Raw genomic sequence first — 15,733 nt, forward strand, 5'->3', positions numbered from 1 at the left:
GCCAGGGCCGGGCACCCGAAACGAGGGTGCTCGATAACTGCCTGATTGGAAAGGCGAAATTATAGCCCCTCAGGCCGCATCCCGACACCTCTTCGGGGGCGCCTCGCATTGCGCCTGCGCAAAAACCCCCAAGTGCGGCGATGGGGGAGCCGGTACAATGGCGCCCTATGTCCGCACCCCGCTTCGTACACCTCCGCCTGCACTCCGAGTATTCGATCGTGGACGGCATCGTCCGCCTCGACGACGCCGTCAAGGCCGCCGCCCGCGATGGGATGGGCGCGCTTGCACTGACCGACCTCGCCAACGCCTTCGGCCTGATCCGCTTCTACAAGGAGGCCCGTGGTGGGGGCGTCAAGCCGGTAGTGGGCGCTGACGTCTGGCTGACCAATGCCGAAGATCGCGACAAGCCCGCGCGCATGTTGCTGCTCGTGCAGGATCGCATCGGCTATCTGAACCTGTGCACGCTGCTGTCGCGTGCATGGCTTGGCAACCAGCATCGTGGCCGTGCCGAGTTCGAGCCCGGCTGGCTCGGGGAGCCGGGTGAGGAGGGCTTGCCGCTGGCCACCGGCTTGATCGCGCTGTCAGGCGCGATGGGTGGTGATGTCGGCCAGGCGTTGGCCAATGGGAATGTCGAGGCGGCACGCCGTGCTGCCGAGCATTGGGCCCGGGTGTTCCCGCAACGCTATTACATCGAACTGCAACGTGCCGGTCAGCCTGGCACCGACGCCTACGTGCCGCAGGCTGTGCAACTGGCCGCGTCGATGCAGCTTCCGGTGGTCGCCACGCATCCGGTGCAATTCATGACGCCGGACGATTTCACGGCGCACGAGGCGCGCGTCTGTATCGCGGAGGGCGAACTGCTCGCCAATCCGCGCCGCACGCGCAAGTTCACCACCGACCAGTACTTCAAGACCCAGGACGAGATGACCGCGCTGTTCGCGGATATCCCGTCGGCGCTGCAGAACTCCGTCGAGATCGCCAAGCGCTGCAACCTGACGCTGGAGCTGGGCAAGCCACGCCTGCCGCTGTTCCCGACGCCTGATGGCATGTCGCTCGACGACTACCTTGTGTTCATGGCCAAGGAAGGTCTCGAGAAGCGGATGCTGGTGCTGTTCCCGGACGAAGCCGAGCGCGAGAGCAAGCGTGCCGAGTACTACGCGCGTCTGGAGTTTGAAACCGGCACCATCATCAAGATGGGGTTCCCGGGCTACTTCCTGATCGTGGCGGACTTTATCAACTGGGCCAAGAACAATGGCGTGCCGGTGGGGCCGGGCCGGGGTTCCGGCGCGGGTTCGCTGGTGGCCTACGCACTTGGCATTACCGATCTCGATCCGCTCAAGTACGCGTTGCTGTTCGAGCGATTCCTGAATCCGGAGCGGGTCTCGATGCCCGACTTCGACATCGACTTCTGCCAGCACGGCCGCGATCGTGTGATCACGTACGTGAAGGAGAAATACGGCAAGGACGCCGTGTCGCAGATCGCCACGTTCGGCACTATGGCCGCCAAGGCGGCCGTGCGCGATGTGGGCCGGGTGCTGGATCTCGGTTACGGCTTTGTCGATGGCGTGGCCAAGCTGATTCCGTTCAAGCCCGGCAAGCTGGTCACGCTGGAGGAAGCGAAGAAGGAAGAACCGGCGCTGGCCGAACGCGAGCGCACGGAAGAGGAAGTACGCCAGTTGCTGGAACTGGCGCAGCGCGTGGAAGGCATGACGCGTAACGTCGGCATGCACGCTGGTGGCGTGCTGATCGCCCCCGGCCGCCTGACCGATTTCTGCCCGCTCTACACGCAGGGCACGGACGGCATGAGCGGCGTGGTCAGCCAGTACGACAAGGACGACGTGGAAGCGGCCGGACTGGTCAAGTTCGACTTCTTGGGCCTGACCACGCTGACGATCCTCGACTGGGCCGAGCGGTACATCCGCCGGCTCGACCCGAGCAAGGCCGACTGGAACTGCAGCCAGATTCCGCTCGACGACAGTCCCGCATTCGACATCCTCAAGAGCGCCAACACGGTGGCGGTGTTCCAGCTGGAAAGCCGCGGCATGCAGGGGATGCTCAAGGACGCGAAGCCTGACCGCTTCGAGGACATCATCGCGCTCGTGGCGCTGTATCGTCCCGGCCCGATGGACCTGATACCGAGCTTCTGTGCCCGAAAGCACGGCCGCGAGAAGGTCGAGTATCCCGATCCGCGCGTCGAACCCGTGCTCAAGGAGACCTACGGCATCATGGTCTACCAGGAGCAGGTGATGCAGATGGCGCAGATCATCGGCGGCTACTCGCTGGGTGGCGCCGACTTGCTGCGCCGTGCCATGGGCAAGAAGAAGCCCGAGGAAATGGCCAAGCACCGTGACATGTTCCGCGAGGGCGCTGACAAGAACGGGCTGACCGCCCAGCAGGCCGACGACATCTTCGACCTGATGGAGAAGTTCGCGGGCTACGGCTTCAACAAGTCGCACGCGGCTGCGTACGCGCTGCTAGCCTACTACACGGCCTGGCTCAAGGCGCATCATCCGGCCGAATTCATGGCAGCCAACATGTCGCTGGCCATGGACGACACCGATAAGGTCAAGATCCTCTACGAGGACTGCCGCCTGAACAAGATCGAAGTGCTGCCGCCGGACGTCAACGCCAGCGAGTACCGTTTCGCGCCGACCGATGCGAAGACCATCCGCTACGGCCTGGGTGGCATCAAGGGTTCGGGCCAGGGGGCGATCGAGGACATCCTGCGTGCGCGGGAAGAGCGGCCATTCGACGACCTGTTTGATTTCTGCGAGCGCGTGGACCGCCGCCAGGTCAATCGCCGCACGATCGAGGCGCTGATTCGCGCCGGCGCGTTCGACAGTCTCAACGACAATCGTGCCCAGTTGCTGGCCTCGGTATCGATCGCGATGGAGGCGGCCGACCAGAAGGCCGAGTCGGCCAACCAGGTGTCGCTGTTCGACCTGATGGATGACGCCGGCGCGTCGCATCGCCCCGAACTGGTGGATGAGCCGCGCTGGACGCCCAAGCGCACGCTGCAGGAAGAGAAGCAGGCGCTCGGCTACTACTTCTCGGGTCACCTGTTCGATGCGTCGCGCGACGAGGTGCGCCGGTTCGTCAAGGGCACGCTTGCCGCGCTCGAAAAGGAAGTGCAGGGCAATGGCGGTGGCTACGGCCGCGACGTGCGTGGCAAGGTGATTGCCGGTGTGATCACCGGCATCCGTACCCAGATGACCCAGCGCGGCAAGCTGATCATCGTGCTGCTTGACGATGGCACCGCGCAGATCGAAATGACGGTGTTCAACGAGTTGTACGACGCCAATCGTCACATGTTCCGCGAGGACGAACTGCTGATCGCGCAGGGCAATGCGCGCCACGACACCTTCACGGGCGGCGTGCGCTTTACGGCGGATTCGGTGCAGGACCTGGTTGCCGCGCGCGCCCGCTACGCCGATGCCGTCTGCCTCGGCTTCAATGGCAACGCCTCGACGGAGCGCCTGCGCGAGCTGCTGACGCCGTACCTGGCCCACGTGTCGCAGACCCCCGGCGTGCCGGTTCGCATCAGCTATGTCAACAAGACCGCGCAGTGCGAGGCGATGCTGGGTGACCAATGGCAGATCACGCCTTCGGAGGAAGCGTTGACGAGCCTGCGTACCGCCCTGGGCGATACCGTGCGCGTGTTGTATGGCTGACCCGACGAAGGCGCTGGCCGCGCAGGGCGAGCGCAAGCCGCGCGTCCTGTTTCACGTCACGCACTTCCTGCACGGCGGGATCGAAACGTCGCTGGTGTCGCTGATCACCGCGCTGGATCGGGAAGGGTTCGAGATCGGCCTGACGGTGACGTATCCGTCCGAGGCGCTCGAGACCCATTTCCGCGCGCGGCTGCCGGCCGGCGTGAAGCTTCAGGTGCTGGCGCCCGAACGCTGGCTCTCGCATTGCCGCCAGCTCAAGAAGGCGCGCAAGCTCGGGCCGCTTGGCAAGATCTACGAGGAAGTGCTGCTGCCGCCCGTACGCAAGCCGCTGATGAATCGCCGCTTCCGGCAGGTGCTGGCGCAGGGCTACGACGTGGTGGTCGACTACGACATGTCGCTGTCGCGCATCACCGGTCCGCTGCCGGTCCCGATGATGGGATACCAGCACTTCAGCGTGGCGCACCTCGAGCGGGGTCATCGGCGCAAGCTGCGCAAGCTTCGGCACCAGTGCCGAACCGACTACGCAGCCGTGGTGATGCTGACCGACAGCATGTTGAACGATGCGCGGGCGCTGATTCCCGATGTGGCGGACAAGCTCGTGCGGCTCTACAACACCATTGACCTCGACAGCATCCGTGCAAGGGCGAACGCGCCGCTCGATCCTTCCGCGCAGCCGGCGGGACCGTACATCGTGTCCGTCGGTCGGCTCGAGGAAAGTCAAAAGGATTTCACGACGCTGCTGCACGCTTATGCGCAGCTTGCGAAGGAAGGTATCGACGAGGATCTGGTGCTGGTCGGCGATGGTGCATCGCGGCAGCAACTCGAGGCGCTGGCCGCATCGCTCGGTATCGCCGATCGCGTGACCTTTGCTGGCTTCCAGTCGAACCCCCATGCCTGGATTCGCAAGTCGCGGCTCCTGGCGTTCAGTTCGAAGATGGAAGGTTTGCCCAATGTGCTGCTCGAAGGGCTGGCGGTAGGGCAAGTGGTGGTCAGCACCGATTGTCCGACGGGGCCGCGCGAGATCCTCGACGATGGCCGCGCCGGGCTGTTGGTGCCGGTGGGCGATGCCGCGCAGCTTGCGGCGGCGATCAGGCGTGGCCTGCAGGACGCCGCGCTGCGCGAGTCACTGCTGGCCCACGCAGCGACCCATATCGAGCAGATGGGCTTCAGGCCGACGGCCCAGGCGTTCAGTGTGCTTGCGGATCGCCTGATGCGGCGGGCTGGCGTGCCGACTGTTGCAGCAGCCACAGCTTGATGTACTTGTAGTAGCTGGCCTGACCGTTCATCAGCGCGATGGCCAAGCCCTGCGGGCCGTCCAGAAATCCGCGGCGCAGCAGGTAGGTGCGCAGGAATGCCCAACTGCCATGCAGCCACGCGCTGGCCGGCGTGGCGGTCTTGCCACGCTGGAATGCCTGCGTGGCGCCCAGCGTCGAATACTGGTCGACCTTCCGCAGCACCTGCGAGAAGTCGTCGTAGGTGTAGTGCAGCAGCGGATTCCGGAGGTGCGCGATCGGGCCGTCGGTGACGACGTTCTCGTGCACGAGGTCGTCGGTGAACCTGGCCTTTCCCACGCGGAACAGGCGGGTCAGGCGGTCGGGGTACCAGCCGCTGTGCCGGATGAAGCGGCCGCAGAAGCGTGACAGGCGGGGCATGTCGTAGGCGTCGGCCTGACCCGATGCGATGGCTGCCAGGATCTCGTCGCGCAGTTCTGGCGTGACGCGCTCATCGGCGTCGATGGAGAGTACCCACTCGCTTTGTGCCTTGGACAGGGCGAGGTTTTTTTGTGGACCGAAGCCGGGCCACGTCGCGGTCTGGTGGACCTCCGCGCCCATGGCGCGGGCAGTTTCCACCGTGCCGTCCGTGCTGCCGGAGTCCACTATAATCGCGCGGTCGCACCAGGAGACGCTCTCGAGGCACTCCCGGATATTGTGTGCCTCGTTTTTAGTGATCAGTACGACAGAGATTTTCATAGAGATGCTTGCAATGGGATTCCGCACGCCGACGCTGCCCGCCATTCTAGCGGCAGTCGCCCCGGCGTCCCTTTCCCGTTGGCAAGTGGAGCGAACGTGACCGACAACAAACAACAAACGCCCCAGGAATCCGATACCCTCAAGCGCGTCTGGGCCTATCTGAAGCCCGAGAAGCGCAACTTCGTGCTCGCCATCATCGCCATGGGCCTGGTGGCGGCCAGCGAAGGGATTATTCCGAAGGTCGTCAACGACCTGCTCGACAAGGGCTTCGGCGGCAGCTACGCGGGCAAGCTCTGGCATGTGCCCGCGCTGCTGGTGGGCGTGGCGCTGGTGCGCGGCCTGGCGCAGTTTGCCTCGGGCTACCTGCTTTCGCAGATATCGAACGGCGTGTTGCTGAAGATGCGTATGCAGATGTTCGACCGGATGCTGCACGCGCCGGCGCTGTTCTTCCACCGCAATACCGCTGCCTCGCTGATCAATGCCGTGATCTTCGAGGTGAACCAGGTGATGCAGATCCTCACTGGCGTGCTGATCACACTGGTGCGTGACTCGCTGACCGTGGTGGCGCTGCTGATCTACCTGTTCTACACGAACTGGAAGCTGACCCTGGTGGTGGCAGTGCTGCTGCCGGCGATCGGCTTCGTGATGTCGAAGGTCAACCGCCGCCTGCGTCGCCTGAACCGTGAGCATCAGGCGCTGACCAACACCGCCGCCTATGTGGTGGAGGAATCCGTGGGCGGGTTCAAGGTGGTCAAGCTGCACGGTGGCGAAGCGTACGAAATGTCGCGTTTCGAGGCGATGGCCGAGCGGCTGCGCGGCTACTCGATGCGCATGGCTGTGGCCGGTGGCCTGAATCAGCCCGTGACGGCGTTCCTGGCATCGCTGGCGCTGTCCGTGATCCTGACGATCGCGATGATTCAGGCGCAGGGCAACCAGACCACGATCGGTGGCTTCACCGGCTTCGTGATGGCGATGCTGCTGCTGATCTCGCCGCTCAAGCATCTGGCCGACCTGAACCAGCCGCTGCAACGCGGCCTGACCGCGGCCGAGATGATCTTCGGCCTGATCGACGAGCCGATCGAGCCGCAGAACGGTGGCCTGCCGCTGGAGCGGGCCCGTGGCGATCTGGTGTTCGACAACGTCGGCTTCCGCTATGGCGATGCCGCGCGCGCGGCGCTGAACCATGTCAGCCTGCGTGCCGCACCGGGCGAGGTCGTGGCGCTGGTGGGGCCGTCGGGTAGCGGCAAGACCACGCTTGTGAACCTGGTGCCGCGCTTTTTCGATCCGACCGAGGGTCACATCTTGCTCGACGGTCAGCCGATCGACCGTTTCGCGCTGGCCGACCTGCGTCGCCAGATCGCCTTCGTCAGCCAGGATGTGGTGCTGTTCAACGACACCGTGGCCGCCAATGTGGCCTATGGCGTGCATCCGCGCGAGAAAATCGATATGGCCCGCGTGGAACGCGCGCTGGCGGCTGCCTACCTGACCGACGTGGTCAAGGGGCTGCCGGAAGGGCTCGAAACGAACATCGGCGACAACGGCATGAAGCTGTCTGGCGGCCAGCGCCAGCGTCTGGCCATCGCGCGCGCGATCTACAAGGATGCGCCGATCCTGATCCTCGATGAGGCGACTTCGGCGCTTGACTCAGAGTCGGAGCGTCAGGTGCAGGCCGCGCTGGAATCGCTGATGGTCGGTCGCACCACGCTGGTGATCGCGCACCGCCTGTCGACGATCGAGAACGCCGACAGGATCGTGGTGCTGGAGCAGGGTCGTGTAGCCGAACAGGGCAGCCACGCCGAGCTGATCGGCAAGAACGGCCTGTACGCGGGCCTGCATCGCATCCAGTTCGCGTCACAGGCATAAGTTGTTCGTGATTCGACGGCCGTGACGAGGGGTCACGGCCGGGCATGTACCAACAGGGGAACATACCCCGCTGAGGAGACAGACATGACCCAACCCATCAGCCGTTATCCGGTTCCCGCCATCGAGAACCTGCCGGACGACATCCGCCAGCGCGTGCTCGAAGTCCAGGAGAAGGCCGGCTTCGTTCCCAACGTCTTCCTGGCCCTGGCCCATCGTCCCGACGAGTGCCGCGCGTTCTTCGCCTATCACGACGCGCTGATGCTCAAGGAGACCGGCAGCCTGACCAAGGGCGACCGCGAGATGATCGTGGTGGCCACGTCGGGCGTGAACCAGTGTCTCTACTGCGTGGTGGCCCACGGTGCCATCCTGCGCATCTACGAGAAAAAGCCGCTCGTGGCCGATCAGGTCGCGGTGAACTACCTCAAGGCAGATATCACGCCGCGCCAGCGTGCCATGCTCGACTTCGCGATGAAGGTCTGCACGGACTCGCATACGATCGGCGAAGCCGATTTCGAGGCACTGCGCGCCCATGGGTTTGACGACGAGGACGCGTGGGACATCGCCGGCATCACGGCGTTCTTCGGGCTCTCCAACCGCATGGCCAACACGATCGGGATGCGTCCGAACGAGCAGTTCTTCCTGATGGGGCGCGTGCCGAAGGCCAAGTAGGGCGATTCGGCGGCTCAGCGGCTCAGCGGATCTGCGCGCAGCCGCCGTTCTTCGGGTCGAACAGCACGGGCCACGCCTGGTCGTAGATGCCCGGCGTGCAGTGCTTCTCGCATCGGGCATGGGCCAGCGTGATACGGCGCGGGTCCTGCCACACCATCAGCGTGCAGCCGCTGCCATCTATCGCATGCAGTTCGATGTGTGGCGTCTGCTGTACCTGCTTGAATTCCGACAGGTCGAAGTGGCACCAGCCACGGCGCGATACCCACAGCTTCCAGGTCAGCGTTTCCACGGCATTGTGCGAGACACGCACTGTCGCGTCCTCGCGGAAACCATCTTCCTCGGTGCGTCGGCAGATGCCAGAGATGTCGATCTCGTGCGCCGCGATCGGTGTGGCGCGCACGGCGATTTCGGGGGTCTTCGAGGGGTAGGGTGCGGGCAGCTGGCCGGTGTAGGTGGGCGGCCCTTTCGGAGCGAACGGTTCGACGCAGGCGGCGCACAAAAAAACAGCCAGCATGGCTGGCATTGCATTTCTTAACGTCATATCGGCCCCCTTCACGCGACCCGTTCATCTACTGTAGGGGATGCCGCTGCAAAGACCAGCAGGATATGTTCCGTGGAAGTCCTAGCGCATGGGCGGTGGAGCGGAACCTATACTCAACAGATGTGCCCGCGTCGGGGGCACCCGCCATCGCCCCCGGCCTCTCTCCCGCCTGCGGGAGCGAGGCCGGAGGAGAGGTCGGGAGAGAGGGCGAGGCCTCGCATTGGCCGATCACATTTCAAGCCACCGCTCGCATCTCGGCGGCACGCGGCGCAGCAGGCTGCACCATCGGATATCCCGCCGCGAACACCAGACGCCCGGCCGACCACGTATGGGTGACCAGCGGCTGCCCGGCAACGCTGCCCACGGCGATGACGTCGGCACGCTTGCCCGGCGCCAGCCGGCCGCGATCGTCCAGCAGGCAGGCATCTGCCGGATTGGACGTGACCAGTGCCAGCGCCCGGTCGAGCGGAAGGTCGGCGAGGCGTGAGGCGGCGAATGCCGCCGCGATCAGTGTGGACGGCTGGTAGTCCGAGCAGAGGATGTGGCCGACGCCGGCGTGAATCGCATCGATCGCACGCATCGAACCGCTCTGGCTCTTGCCGCGCAGCACGTTCGGCGCGCCGAGGATCGTCGGGAGCGCGTGGGCCGAGGCGGCCTGCGCCGTCTCCACGTTGATCGGAAACTCGCTCATGCGAACCCCCAGCGCGTGCATTGCGGCGATGCGTTGCGGAGAGTCGTCGTCGTGGCTGGCGGTGGGGATGCCGAGTTCGTGCGCCTTCGAGACCAGACGGTTGACGCGCTCGGTTGCGCCGGCCAACTCAGCCGATTTCTTCGCAGCCGCGTCGGCGGCTTCCTCGCGGCTCATGCCGTGATTGCCCATCATGTACGACAGGTAAGCATCGAGCGTTTTGAACTGACCCTGGCCCGGCGAGTGGTCCATGACCGACAGCAGGTCGACCACGCCTTCGGCCATCAGCATCTCGAGCACTGGCACGGCGGCGTTATCGGTGACTTCATAGCGGCAGTGGATGCGATTGTCGACGAGGCTGTGCGCGCGATACGCGGCCACGGTACGCACCAGCGTCGCGGCGGTCTCGTTGTTGCGTACGCCGAACTGGTTGCTGGCGAACGACAACGCGTGGTACGGCGTGGTGATGCCAGCTGCGGCATTGCGGCGGTCAACCTGCGCCACCGCGAAGTCGAGCGGAAACAGCACATTGGCGCGGGGCTCGGCTTCCTTTTCGATCGCGTCGCAGTGGACGTCGATAAGCCCGGGCATCACGGTGTGGCCGCGCAGGTTGATGACCTCGGCGTCGGCTGGGGCGGAGGCTGGCTCGATGGCGGCGATCTGGCCGTCGGCGATCAGCATCGCGCTGTCGTGCAGGACGCGATCCGGCAGTACCAGCGTCGCGTGCGTGAGGTAGGTGGTAGACATGTCCGGTTCCAGTTCAGGTTCAGGCAAGCGCCGTGGCCGGCTGCAGCGGCAGCATGCGCGTGGCCACCGCATCGCGCACAGCCTCGTCGTGGAAGATGCCGATCAGCGAGCGGCCTTCGGCCAGCGCTTCGCGGATCAGTTCGATCACCACCGCCCGGTTGTCGGCGTCGAGCGACGCGGTGGGCTCGTCGAGCAACAGGATCGGGTGGCCACCGATCAGGCCGCGCGCGATATTCACGCGTTGCTGCTCGCCGCCGGAGAACGTGGCGGGTGGCAAGTCCCAAAGTCGGCGTGGCAGGTTCAGCCGTTCGAGCAGCGTCGCGGCGCGGGCGCGGGCTTCCTCGTGGCTGGCGCCGCGTTGCTGCAGCGGATCGGCCACCACGTCGAGCGCGGAGACGCGTGGGATGGCACGCAGGAACTGCGAGACATAGCCGATCACATCGCGGCGCAACTTGAGCACGCGTTGTTCCGGGGCGTTGGTCAGTTCCACCCATGGCTCGCTGGCCTCGCTCGTGTCGCGCAGGCGGATCGTGCCTTCGGTTGCGAGGTAGTTGCCATAGAGGCAGCGCAGAAGCGTGCTCTTGCCGGTGCCGGAACGGCCGGACAGCACGAGGCATTCGCCACGCGAGGCGTCAAAGTCGATAGCGCGCAGCACGGGCAGGCGAATGCCGCCCTGGTTGTGCAACGTGAACATCTTGCCGAGGCCGCGGACCTCAATCAGTTTCTGGTTGTTGGCTTGCATCATGATCATCCCTGCAGGATGGAGGAGACCAGCAACTGCGTGTACGGATGCTGCGGGTCATCGAGGATCTGATCGGTCAGGCCCTGTTCGACCACGCGGCCGCCCTGCATGACCAGCGTGCGGTGCGCGAGCAGGCGCGCCACGGCCAGGTCGTGCGTGACAAGGATCGCGGCCAGGCCCAGGTCGGTGACCAGGCGGCGCATCAGGTCGAGCAGCCGGGCCTGCACGGAGACATCGAGCGATGCGGTCGGCTCGTCCATGAACACCAGGCGTGGATGGGTGACCAGGTTGCGTGCGATCTGCAGACGCTGCTGCATCCCGCCCGAGAACGTGGTCGGCACATCGTCCAGCCGGGAGAGGTCGATCTCCATTTTCTCGAGCCAGGCGCCGGCGATCTCGCGCAGGTCACCGTAGTGGCGATTGCCGACGGCCATCAGGCGCTCGGCGATATTGGCGCCGGCGCTCACCTGCATCCGCAGGCCATCGCGGGCGTGCTGCCGCACGAAGCCCCAGTCCGTGCGGGCCAGCAGACGCATCCGCGCGCTCGACAGTCCAGCCAGATCGGTCAGCCCCGATTCGCGCATGTCGTAGCTGACGCTGCCGCGCTGCGCCTTGACCTGCATCGACAGGGCTTGCAGCAGCGTGCTCTTGCCCGAGCCCGATTCACCGACCACGCAGAGCACTTCGCCCGGATAGAGATCGAAGTTGACATCGTGGCAACCATGCACGCCGTCCCAGGTGTGCGTCAGGTTGCGTACGGAGAGCAGAGGCGTCGCGTTCATTGGGCACCTCCTGCGGCCTGCTTCATAGCCTGCGCGGCCTGGCGGTCGGCGCAGTACTCGGTGTCCGAGCACACGAACATGCGCGTGCCGGCATCGTCGGTGATGATCTCGTCGAGATAGCTGTCGGTGGCGCCGCATTGCGCACAGCAGCTCGACCACTTTTCCACGGTGAACGGATGATCGACGAAGTCGAGGCTCTTGACCGTGGTGTACGGCGGCACGGCATAGACGCGCTTCTCGCGCCCGGCGCCAAACAGCATCAACGCGGGGCTACGGTCGAGCTTCGGGTTGTCGAACTTGGGGATCGGCGAAGGCCGCATCATGTACCGCTGGTTGACGATCACGGGGTAGTCGTAAGTGGTGGCGATATGGCCGTGATGGGCGATGTCTTCGTAGAGCTTCACGTGCATCGAGCCATATTCGGCCAGCGCGTGCATCGTGCGCGTTTCGGTTTCGCTCGGCTCCAGCCAGCGCAGCGGCTCGGGAATAGGTACCTGGTAGACCATCGTCTGGCCCGCGCTCAGCTTCGTTTCCGGAATACGGTGACGGGTCTGGATGATGGTGGCGTCGGTGGTGCGCTCGGTCGTCTGCACGCCGGTCACGCGGCCAAAGAAGCGGCGGATGTTGATCGCGTTCGTGGTGTCGTCCGATCCCTGGTCGATGACCTTGAGCACGTCCTGGCGGCCGATGATCGCGGCGGTCACCTGGATGCCGCCCGTGCCCCAGCCATACGGCAGTGGCATTTCACGGCTGCCGAACGGCACCTGGTAGCCGGGTATCGCAACGGCCTTGAGCAGCGCCCGGCGCAGCATCCGCTTGGTCGATTCGTCCAGATAGGCGAAGTTGTAGTGTTCGTCGCGTGCGACGGTAGCGGTGGCGTTCATGCCAGCGACTCCTCCTGGGGTTGGTCTTCGGCCGGCGCATCGGTGGCCGCGCCCTGTTGCTCGGCGCGCAGCCGCCGCAGCAGTTCGAGGTTGGCCTGGAAGTCCACGTAGTGCGGCAGCTTCAGGTGCTGCACGAAGCCGGACGCTTCGACGTTGTCGCTGTGGTACAGCATGAATTCGATATTGTTGGCCGGTGCGTCACCTGCCTCGCCGAGTTCTTCCGCGCGCATCGCGCGATCGGCCAGCGCCATCGACATCGCCTTGCGCTCGTTGTAGCCGAACACGAGACCGTAGCCACGCGTGAGTCGCGGCGCTTCGTCGGCGTTGCCCGCAAACTGGCTCACCATCTGGCATTCAGTCACTTCCACTTCACCGATGGTGATGGCGAAGCCGAGTTCCTCGATGAACATCTCGACTTCGGTGCTGCCATAGCGGATCTCGCCGGCGAACGGGTGCGAATTGCCATAGCCGCGCTGCGTGGAGTAGCCCATCGACAGCAGAAAGCCTTCATCGGCGCGCGCCAGGTTCTGCAGGCGTGCGGGACGCTCGGCGGGGAACGTCAGCGGTTCGCGTGTCAGGTCCGGCGGGGCGGGGTCGCCCGGAGGAATCGCGTCGGCTTCCACCAGCGATTCGGCTTCCAGCAGGCTGGTGACGCGCGGCATGTTCGGAGCAAGCGGTTCTGGCGAGGGCGGTAGCGGCGCGGGGTCGCGGCCCGCTTCGAGCGTGAAGTCGAGCAGCCGCTGCGTGTAGTCGTAGGTCGGTCCGAGGACTTGTCCGCCGGGCACGTCCTTGAACGTTGACGAGATTCGGCGCTGCAGGCACATCTTGCCGGTATCCAGCGCCTGGGTATAACCGAAGCGCGCGAGCGTGGTGCGATAGGCACGCAGCAGGAAGATCGCTTCGATTTGATCGCCGGCAGCCTGCTTGAGCGCGAGCGCGGCCAGGTGTGGGTCATAGAGCGAACCCTCGGCCATCACGCGCGATACCGCCAGCGGCATCTGTTCGCGGATTTGTTCGAGTGTGATCTCCGGTACCGACGTGTCCCCTCGACGATAGGCGTCGAGCATCTGGTAGGAGTTCAGGATGGCGCGTTCGCCCCCTTTGACGGCTACGTACATCTCAGTCCTCCACGTGCGTGGTGCGCGTCATCGCGCAGAATTCGTCGCCGCTGGCCAGCAGCAGGTCCACGCCGAGCGGAAAGCCCGCGTTGTTGGCGCGCCAGCTTGCGCGGAAGTCCGCGGGCAGGCCGGTCACACACAGCGATTGCGTGGTTTCGATGCCGGGGCCGCGCAGCGTGAGCGTGTCGCCCGCGTGCAGCGAGGCGACTTCCACGAGCAGCGTGGCGGAGCGGTCCGGGTAGGCGGGCAAGCCCTGCGCGCAATCGGCGAGCGCGGGCATCGCATGGCCGGCGGGGACGCAGACGAAGGTGGCTTCGCCCAGGTTATCCACGAGCGGGCAGCCGCAATGGAAGCGCAGGAACGCGCGCGCGGCCGCGGGCACATCGGCGGGCAGCCAGACCGGGGTGTCGGGGTCCGCCAGCGTCAGCAGCAGGGCGGTCAGCGCGGGGGACAGGCCCTCGGGCTGGCCGCTCGTCACAGGCAGCGTTTCCAGGCGGCCCGGATGGGCGAATGCTTCGAGCGCCGCTCGGAACACCTGTTGCGCGTCGTCCACGGGATTATCGAAACCCGGCAGCAGCGATGTGGCGGGGGCGGTGGTCATTGACTGGGTGGATGGCATCTCAATCCTCTCCGCGGGCCATCGTGAAGAATTCGACGCGCGTTTGCGCGGCGGTGGCGGCCTGGTGGGCCGCGCGCTCGGTCAGGGTCTGTGCAAGTGGCGCGATGACCACGTCATGCACGCGCTGGTGCCAGGCCGGGCGCTGCAGCAGTGCGTCGAGCACGGCGGCCTGTTCGGCGTGGCGCGTGCCGCGTCCCTGTATGTAGGCCACGCCAGCCGTGGCGGCTTGGCCTTCGGTCTCGTCGAGCACCACGGCGCAGCGCGTGACGGACATCTCACCCAGATTGAACTGGGCACCGGTGCCACCCGCGCGGGCCCGGACCATCGCCATGCCCGATTCGGGCTTGCGCAGCAGTCGGTAGCCGGGCAGTGCCGCCACGTCGCCGAGCCGCGAGTAGGCCGCATCGAGCGCATCCGTTTGGGCCAGCGCCAGAATCCTCAGCCACGCGGCCCGTGCCGCGTTGGCCTGGTTGGCGGTTTCGCTTTGCATGATCACCCCTATACGTCTATACGTTTAGATGTACACTAACACAACACGGCGATACTAGAACACAGGCACATGAACGTTTCGTGACGGGTCGGGCCTTTCCTCGGACACGCAACATCGGCGCCAAGGCATGAGGCACAATCGCACGCTATTGGTGAATGCTTGATGACAACAGGGCAAGGCAAGATGTCTGATCGGGAAGTCGAACGGGGTTCCGGCGTCGCCGTATGGCGGCAGATTGGCGAGGCGCTTGCGGAGGACATCCGCAACAAACTCTATGGGCCGGGCGAGCAGTTGCCGCCGGAACCGGAACTGGCCTCGCGCTTCGCTGTGAACCGCCATACGATCCGGCGCGCGATGGGTGAGCTCGAACTGAGCGGCCTGGTGCGGATCGAGCAGGGCCGAGGCACCTTCGTGCAGGAGCACGCCATTGATTACGCCATCGGGCGTCGCACGCGCTTCTCGCAGAACCTGGCCGCGCAGGGGATGCGCGGGCACGCGGAACTCGTCAATAGCCAGATCCTGCGCGCGCCGGAAATCGCCAAACATCTTGGTCTGTCCCGTACGGCGGAGATTCTGCATGTGCAGATGCTCGGCAAGGCCGAAGGGCGCACGGTCGACGTGGCCGAGCATTACTTCGATCCTAAGCGTTTTCCCGGTTTTGAAGACAAGGTGAACGAGACACAATCGATCTCGCGCACGCTGGCGAAGTACGGCATTGCCGATTACACCCGCAAGTGGTCGCGCATCACGGCGGCCATGCCGAGCGCCCCGGTGGCGCGATTGCTGAATCAGCCGAAGACGCGGCCTATCCTGCAAGTGGAGGCACTGAACATCGATATTGACGGCGCCCCCGTCCAATACAGCATGACGCGCTTTGCCGGCGACTGGGTGCAACTCACGGTCTCCGATCAGGATTGAAATGACGCATCACCCCGCGGTTGCACGCGGG

General features: G+C 65.3%; 14 protein-coding genes. 5 read left to right on the forward strand and 9 right to left on the reverse strand.

Translation table 11 applies throughout. The annotated features are described in order from the left end of the window. The first annotated feature begins 167 nt into the window (after positions 1–167). Together dnaE and RMET_RS03790 are read left to right on the forward strand one after the other, a co-directional pair. Positions 168–3,671, forward strand: a complete 3,504-nt coding sequence (dnaE, locus tag RMET_RS03785; RefSeq protein WP_029309702.1) for a DNA polymerase III subunit alpha — start codon at positions 168–170, stop codon at positions 3,669–3,671. Then, complete coding sequence (locus RMET_RS03790; protein ID WP_011515596.1) at positions 3,664–4,926, forward strand: glycosyltransferase; 1,263 nt, start codon at positions 3,664–3,666, stop codon at positions 4,924–4,926. Before dnaE ends, RMET_RS03790 begins: the two co-directional genes overlap by 8 nt. Here the strand turns inward: RMET_RS03790 and RMET_RS03795 are convergent. After that, positions 4,859–5,641, reverse strand: a complete 783-nt coding sequence (locus RMET_RS03795; protein ID WP_011515597.1) for a glycosyltransferase family 2 protein — start codon at positions 5,639–5,641, stop codon at positions 4,859–4,861. The two genes, RMET_RS03790 and RMET_RS03795, sit on opposite strands and share 68 nt — an antisense overlap. A gap of 96 nt (positions 5,642–5,737) precedes the next feature. Between RMET_RS03795 and msbA the strand changes: the two genes are divergently transcribed. Then, complete coding sequence (gene msbA / locus RMET_RS03800; RefSeq protein WP_035820263.1) at positions 5,738–7,504, forward strand: lipid A export permease/ATP-binding protein MsbA; 1,767 nt, start codon at positions 5,738–5,740, stop codon at positions 7,502–7,504. Positions 7,505–7,588: 84 nt separating this feature from the next. Then, positions 7,589–8,173 carry a peroxidase-related enzyme gene (locus tag RMET_RS03805; protein ID WP_011515599.1) on the forward strand — a complete coding sequence of 195 codons (585 nt, stop codon included), beginning with the start codon at positions 7,589–7,591 and terminating at the stop codon, positions 8,171–8,173. Between the two features lie 22 nt (positions 8,174–8,195). Here RMET_RS03805 and RMET_RS03810 read toward each other — a convergent pair whose 3' ends face one another. The 8 genes from RMET_RS03810 to phnG form a co-directional block, all read right to left on the reverse strand. Then, the gene (locus RMET_RS03810) at positions 8,196–8,714 is read right to left on the reverse strand and encodes a hypothetical protein (protein ID WP_011515600.1); all 519 of its coding nucleotides are present in this window, start codon (positions 8,712–8,714) and stop codon (positions 8,196–8,198) included. A 235-nt stretch (positions 8,715–8,949) separates the two neighbouring features. Next, the gene (locus RMET_RS03815) at positions 8,950–10,149 is read right to left on the reverse strand and encodes an alpha-D-ribose 1-methylphosphonate 5-triphosphate diphosphatase (protein WP_029309700.1); all 1,200 of its coding nucleotides are present in this window, start codon (positions 10,147–10,149) and stop codon (positions 8,950–8,952) included. Positions 10,150–10,168: 19 nt separating this feature from the next. Continuing rightward, positions 10,169–10,894, reverse strand: coding sequence for a phosphonate C-P lyase system protein PhnL (gene phnL, locus RMET_RS03820; protein WP_011515602.1), 726 nt, complete (start codon positions 10,892–10,894; stop codon positions 10,169–10,171). A 2-nt stretch (positions 10,895–10,896) separates the two neighbouring features. Beyond that, complete coding sequence (gene phnK, locus RMET_RS03825) at positions 10,897–11,673, reverse strand: phosphonate C-P lyase system protein PhnK (protein WP_011515603.1); 777 nt, start codon at positions 11,671–11,673, stop codon at positions 10,897–10,899. Continuing rightward, positions 11,670–12,557 carry an alpha-D-ribose 1-methylphosphonate 5-phosphate C-P-lyase PhnJ gene (locus tag RMET_RS03830; protein ID WP_011515604.1) on the reverse strand — a complete coding sequence of 296 codons (888 nt, stop codon included), beginning with the start codon at positions 12,555–12,557 and terminating at the stop codon, positions 11,670–11,672. Before RMET_RS03830 ends, phnK begins: the two co-directional genes overlap by 4 nt. Then, positions 12,554–13,675, reverse strand: a complete 1,122-nt coding sequence (locus RMET_RS03835; RefSeq protein WP_011515605.1) for a carbon-phosphorus lyase complex subunit PhnI — start codon at positions 13,673–13,675, stop codon at positions 12,554–12,556. Before RMET_RS03835 ends, RMET_RS03830 begins: the two co-directional genes overlap by 4 nt. A 1-nt stretch (position 13,676) precedes the next feature. Then, positions 13,677–14,294: a phosphonate C-P lyase system protein PhnH gene (gene phnH, locus RMET_RS03840; protein ID WP_011515606.1), complete on the reverse strand. Its 618-nt coding sequence runs from the start codon at positions 14,292–14,294 to the stop codon at positions 13,677–13,679. Position 14,295: 1 nt separating this feature from the next. Then, the gene (gene phnG, locus RMET_RS03845; protein ID WP_011515607.1) at positions 14,296–14,784 is read right to left on the reverse strand and encodes a phosphonate C-P lyase system protein PhnG; all 489 of its coding nucleotides are present in this window, start codon (positions 14,782–14,784) and stop codon (positions 14,296–14,298) included. Positions 14,785–14,967: 183 nt separating this feature from the next. On the opposite strand from phnG, the gene phnF reads away from it, so the two are divergent. After that, entirely contained in the window at positions 14,968–15,702 is a 735-nt protein-coding gene (gene phnF / locus RMET_RS03850; protein WP_029308316.1) for a phosphonate metabolism transcriptional regulator PhnF, read from the forward strand. The last annotated feature ends 31 nt before the right edge of the window (positions 15,703–15,733 follow it).

The organism is Cupriavidus metallidurans CH34 (assembly GCF_000196015.1).
Lineage (GTDB): Bacteria > Pseudomonadota > Gammaproteobacteria > Burkholderiales > Burkholderiaceae > Cupriavidus > Cupriavidus metallidurans.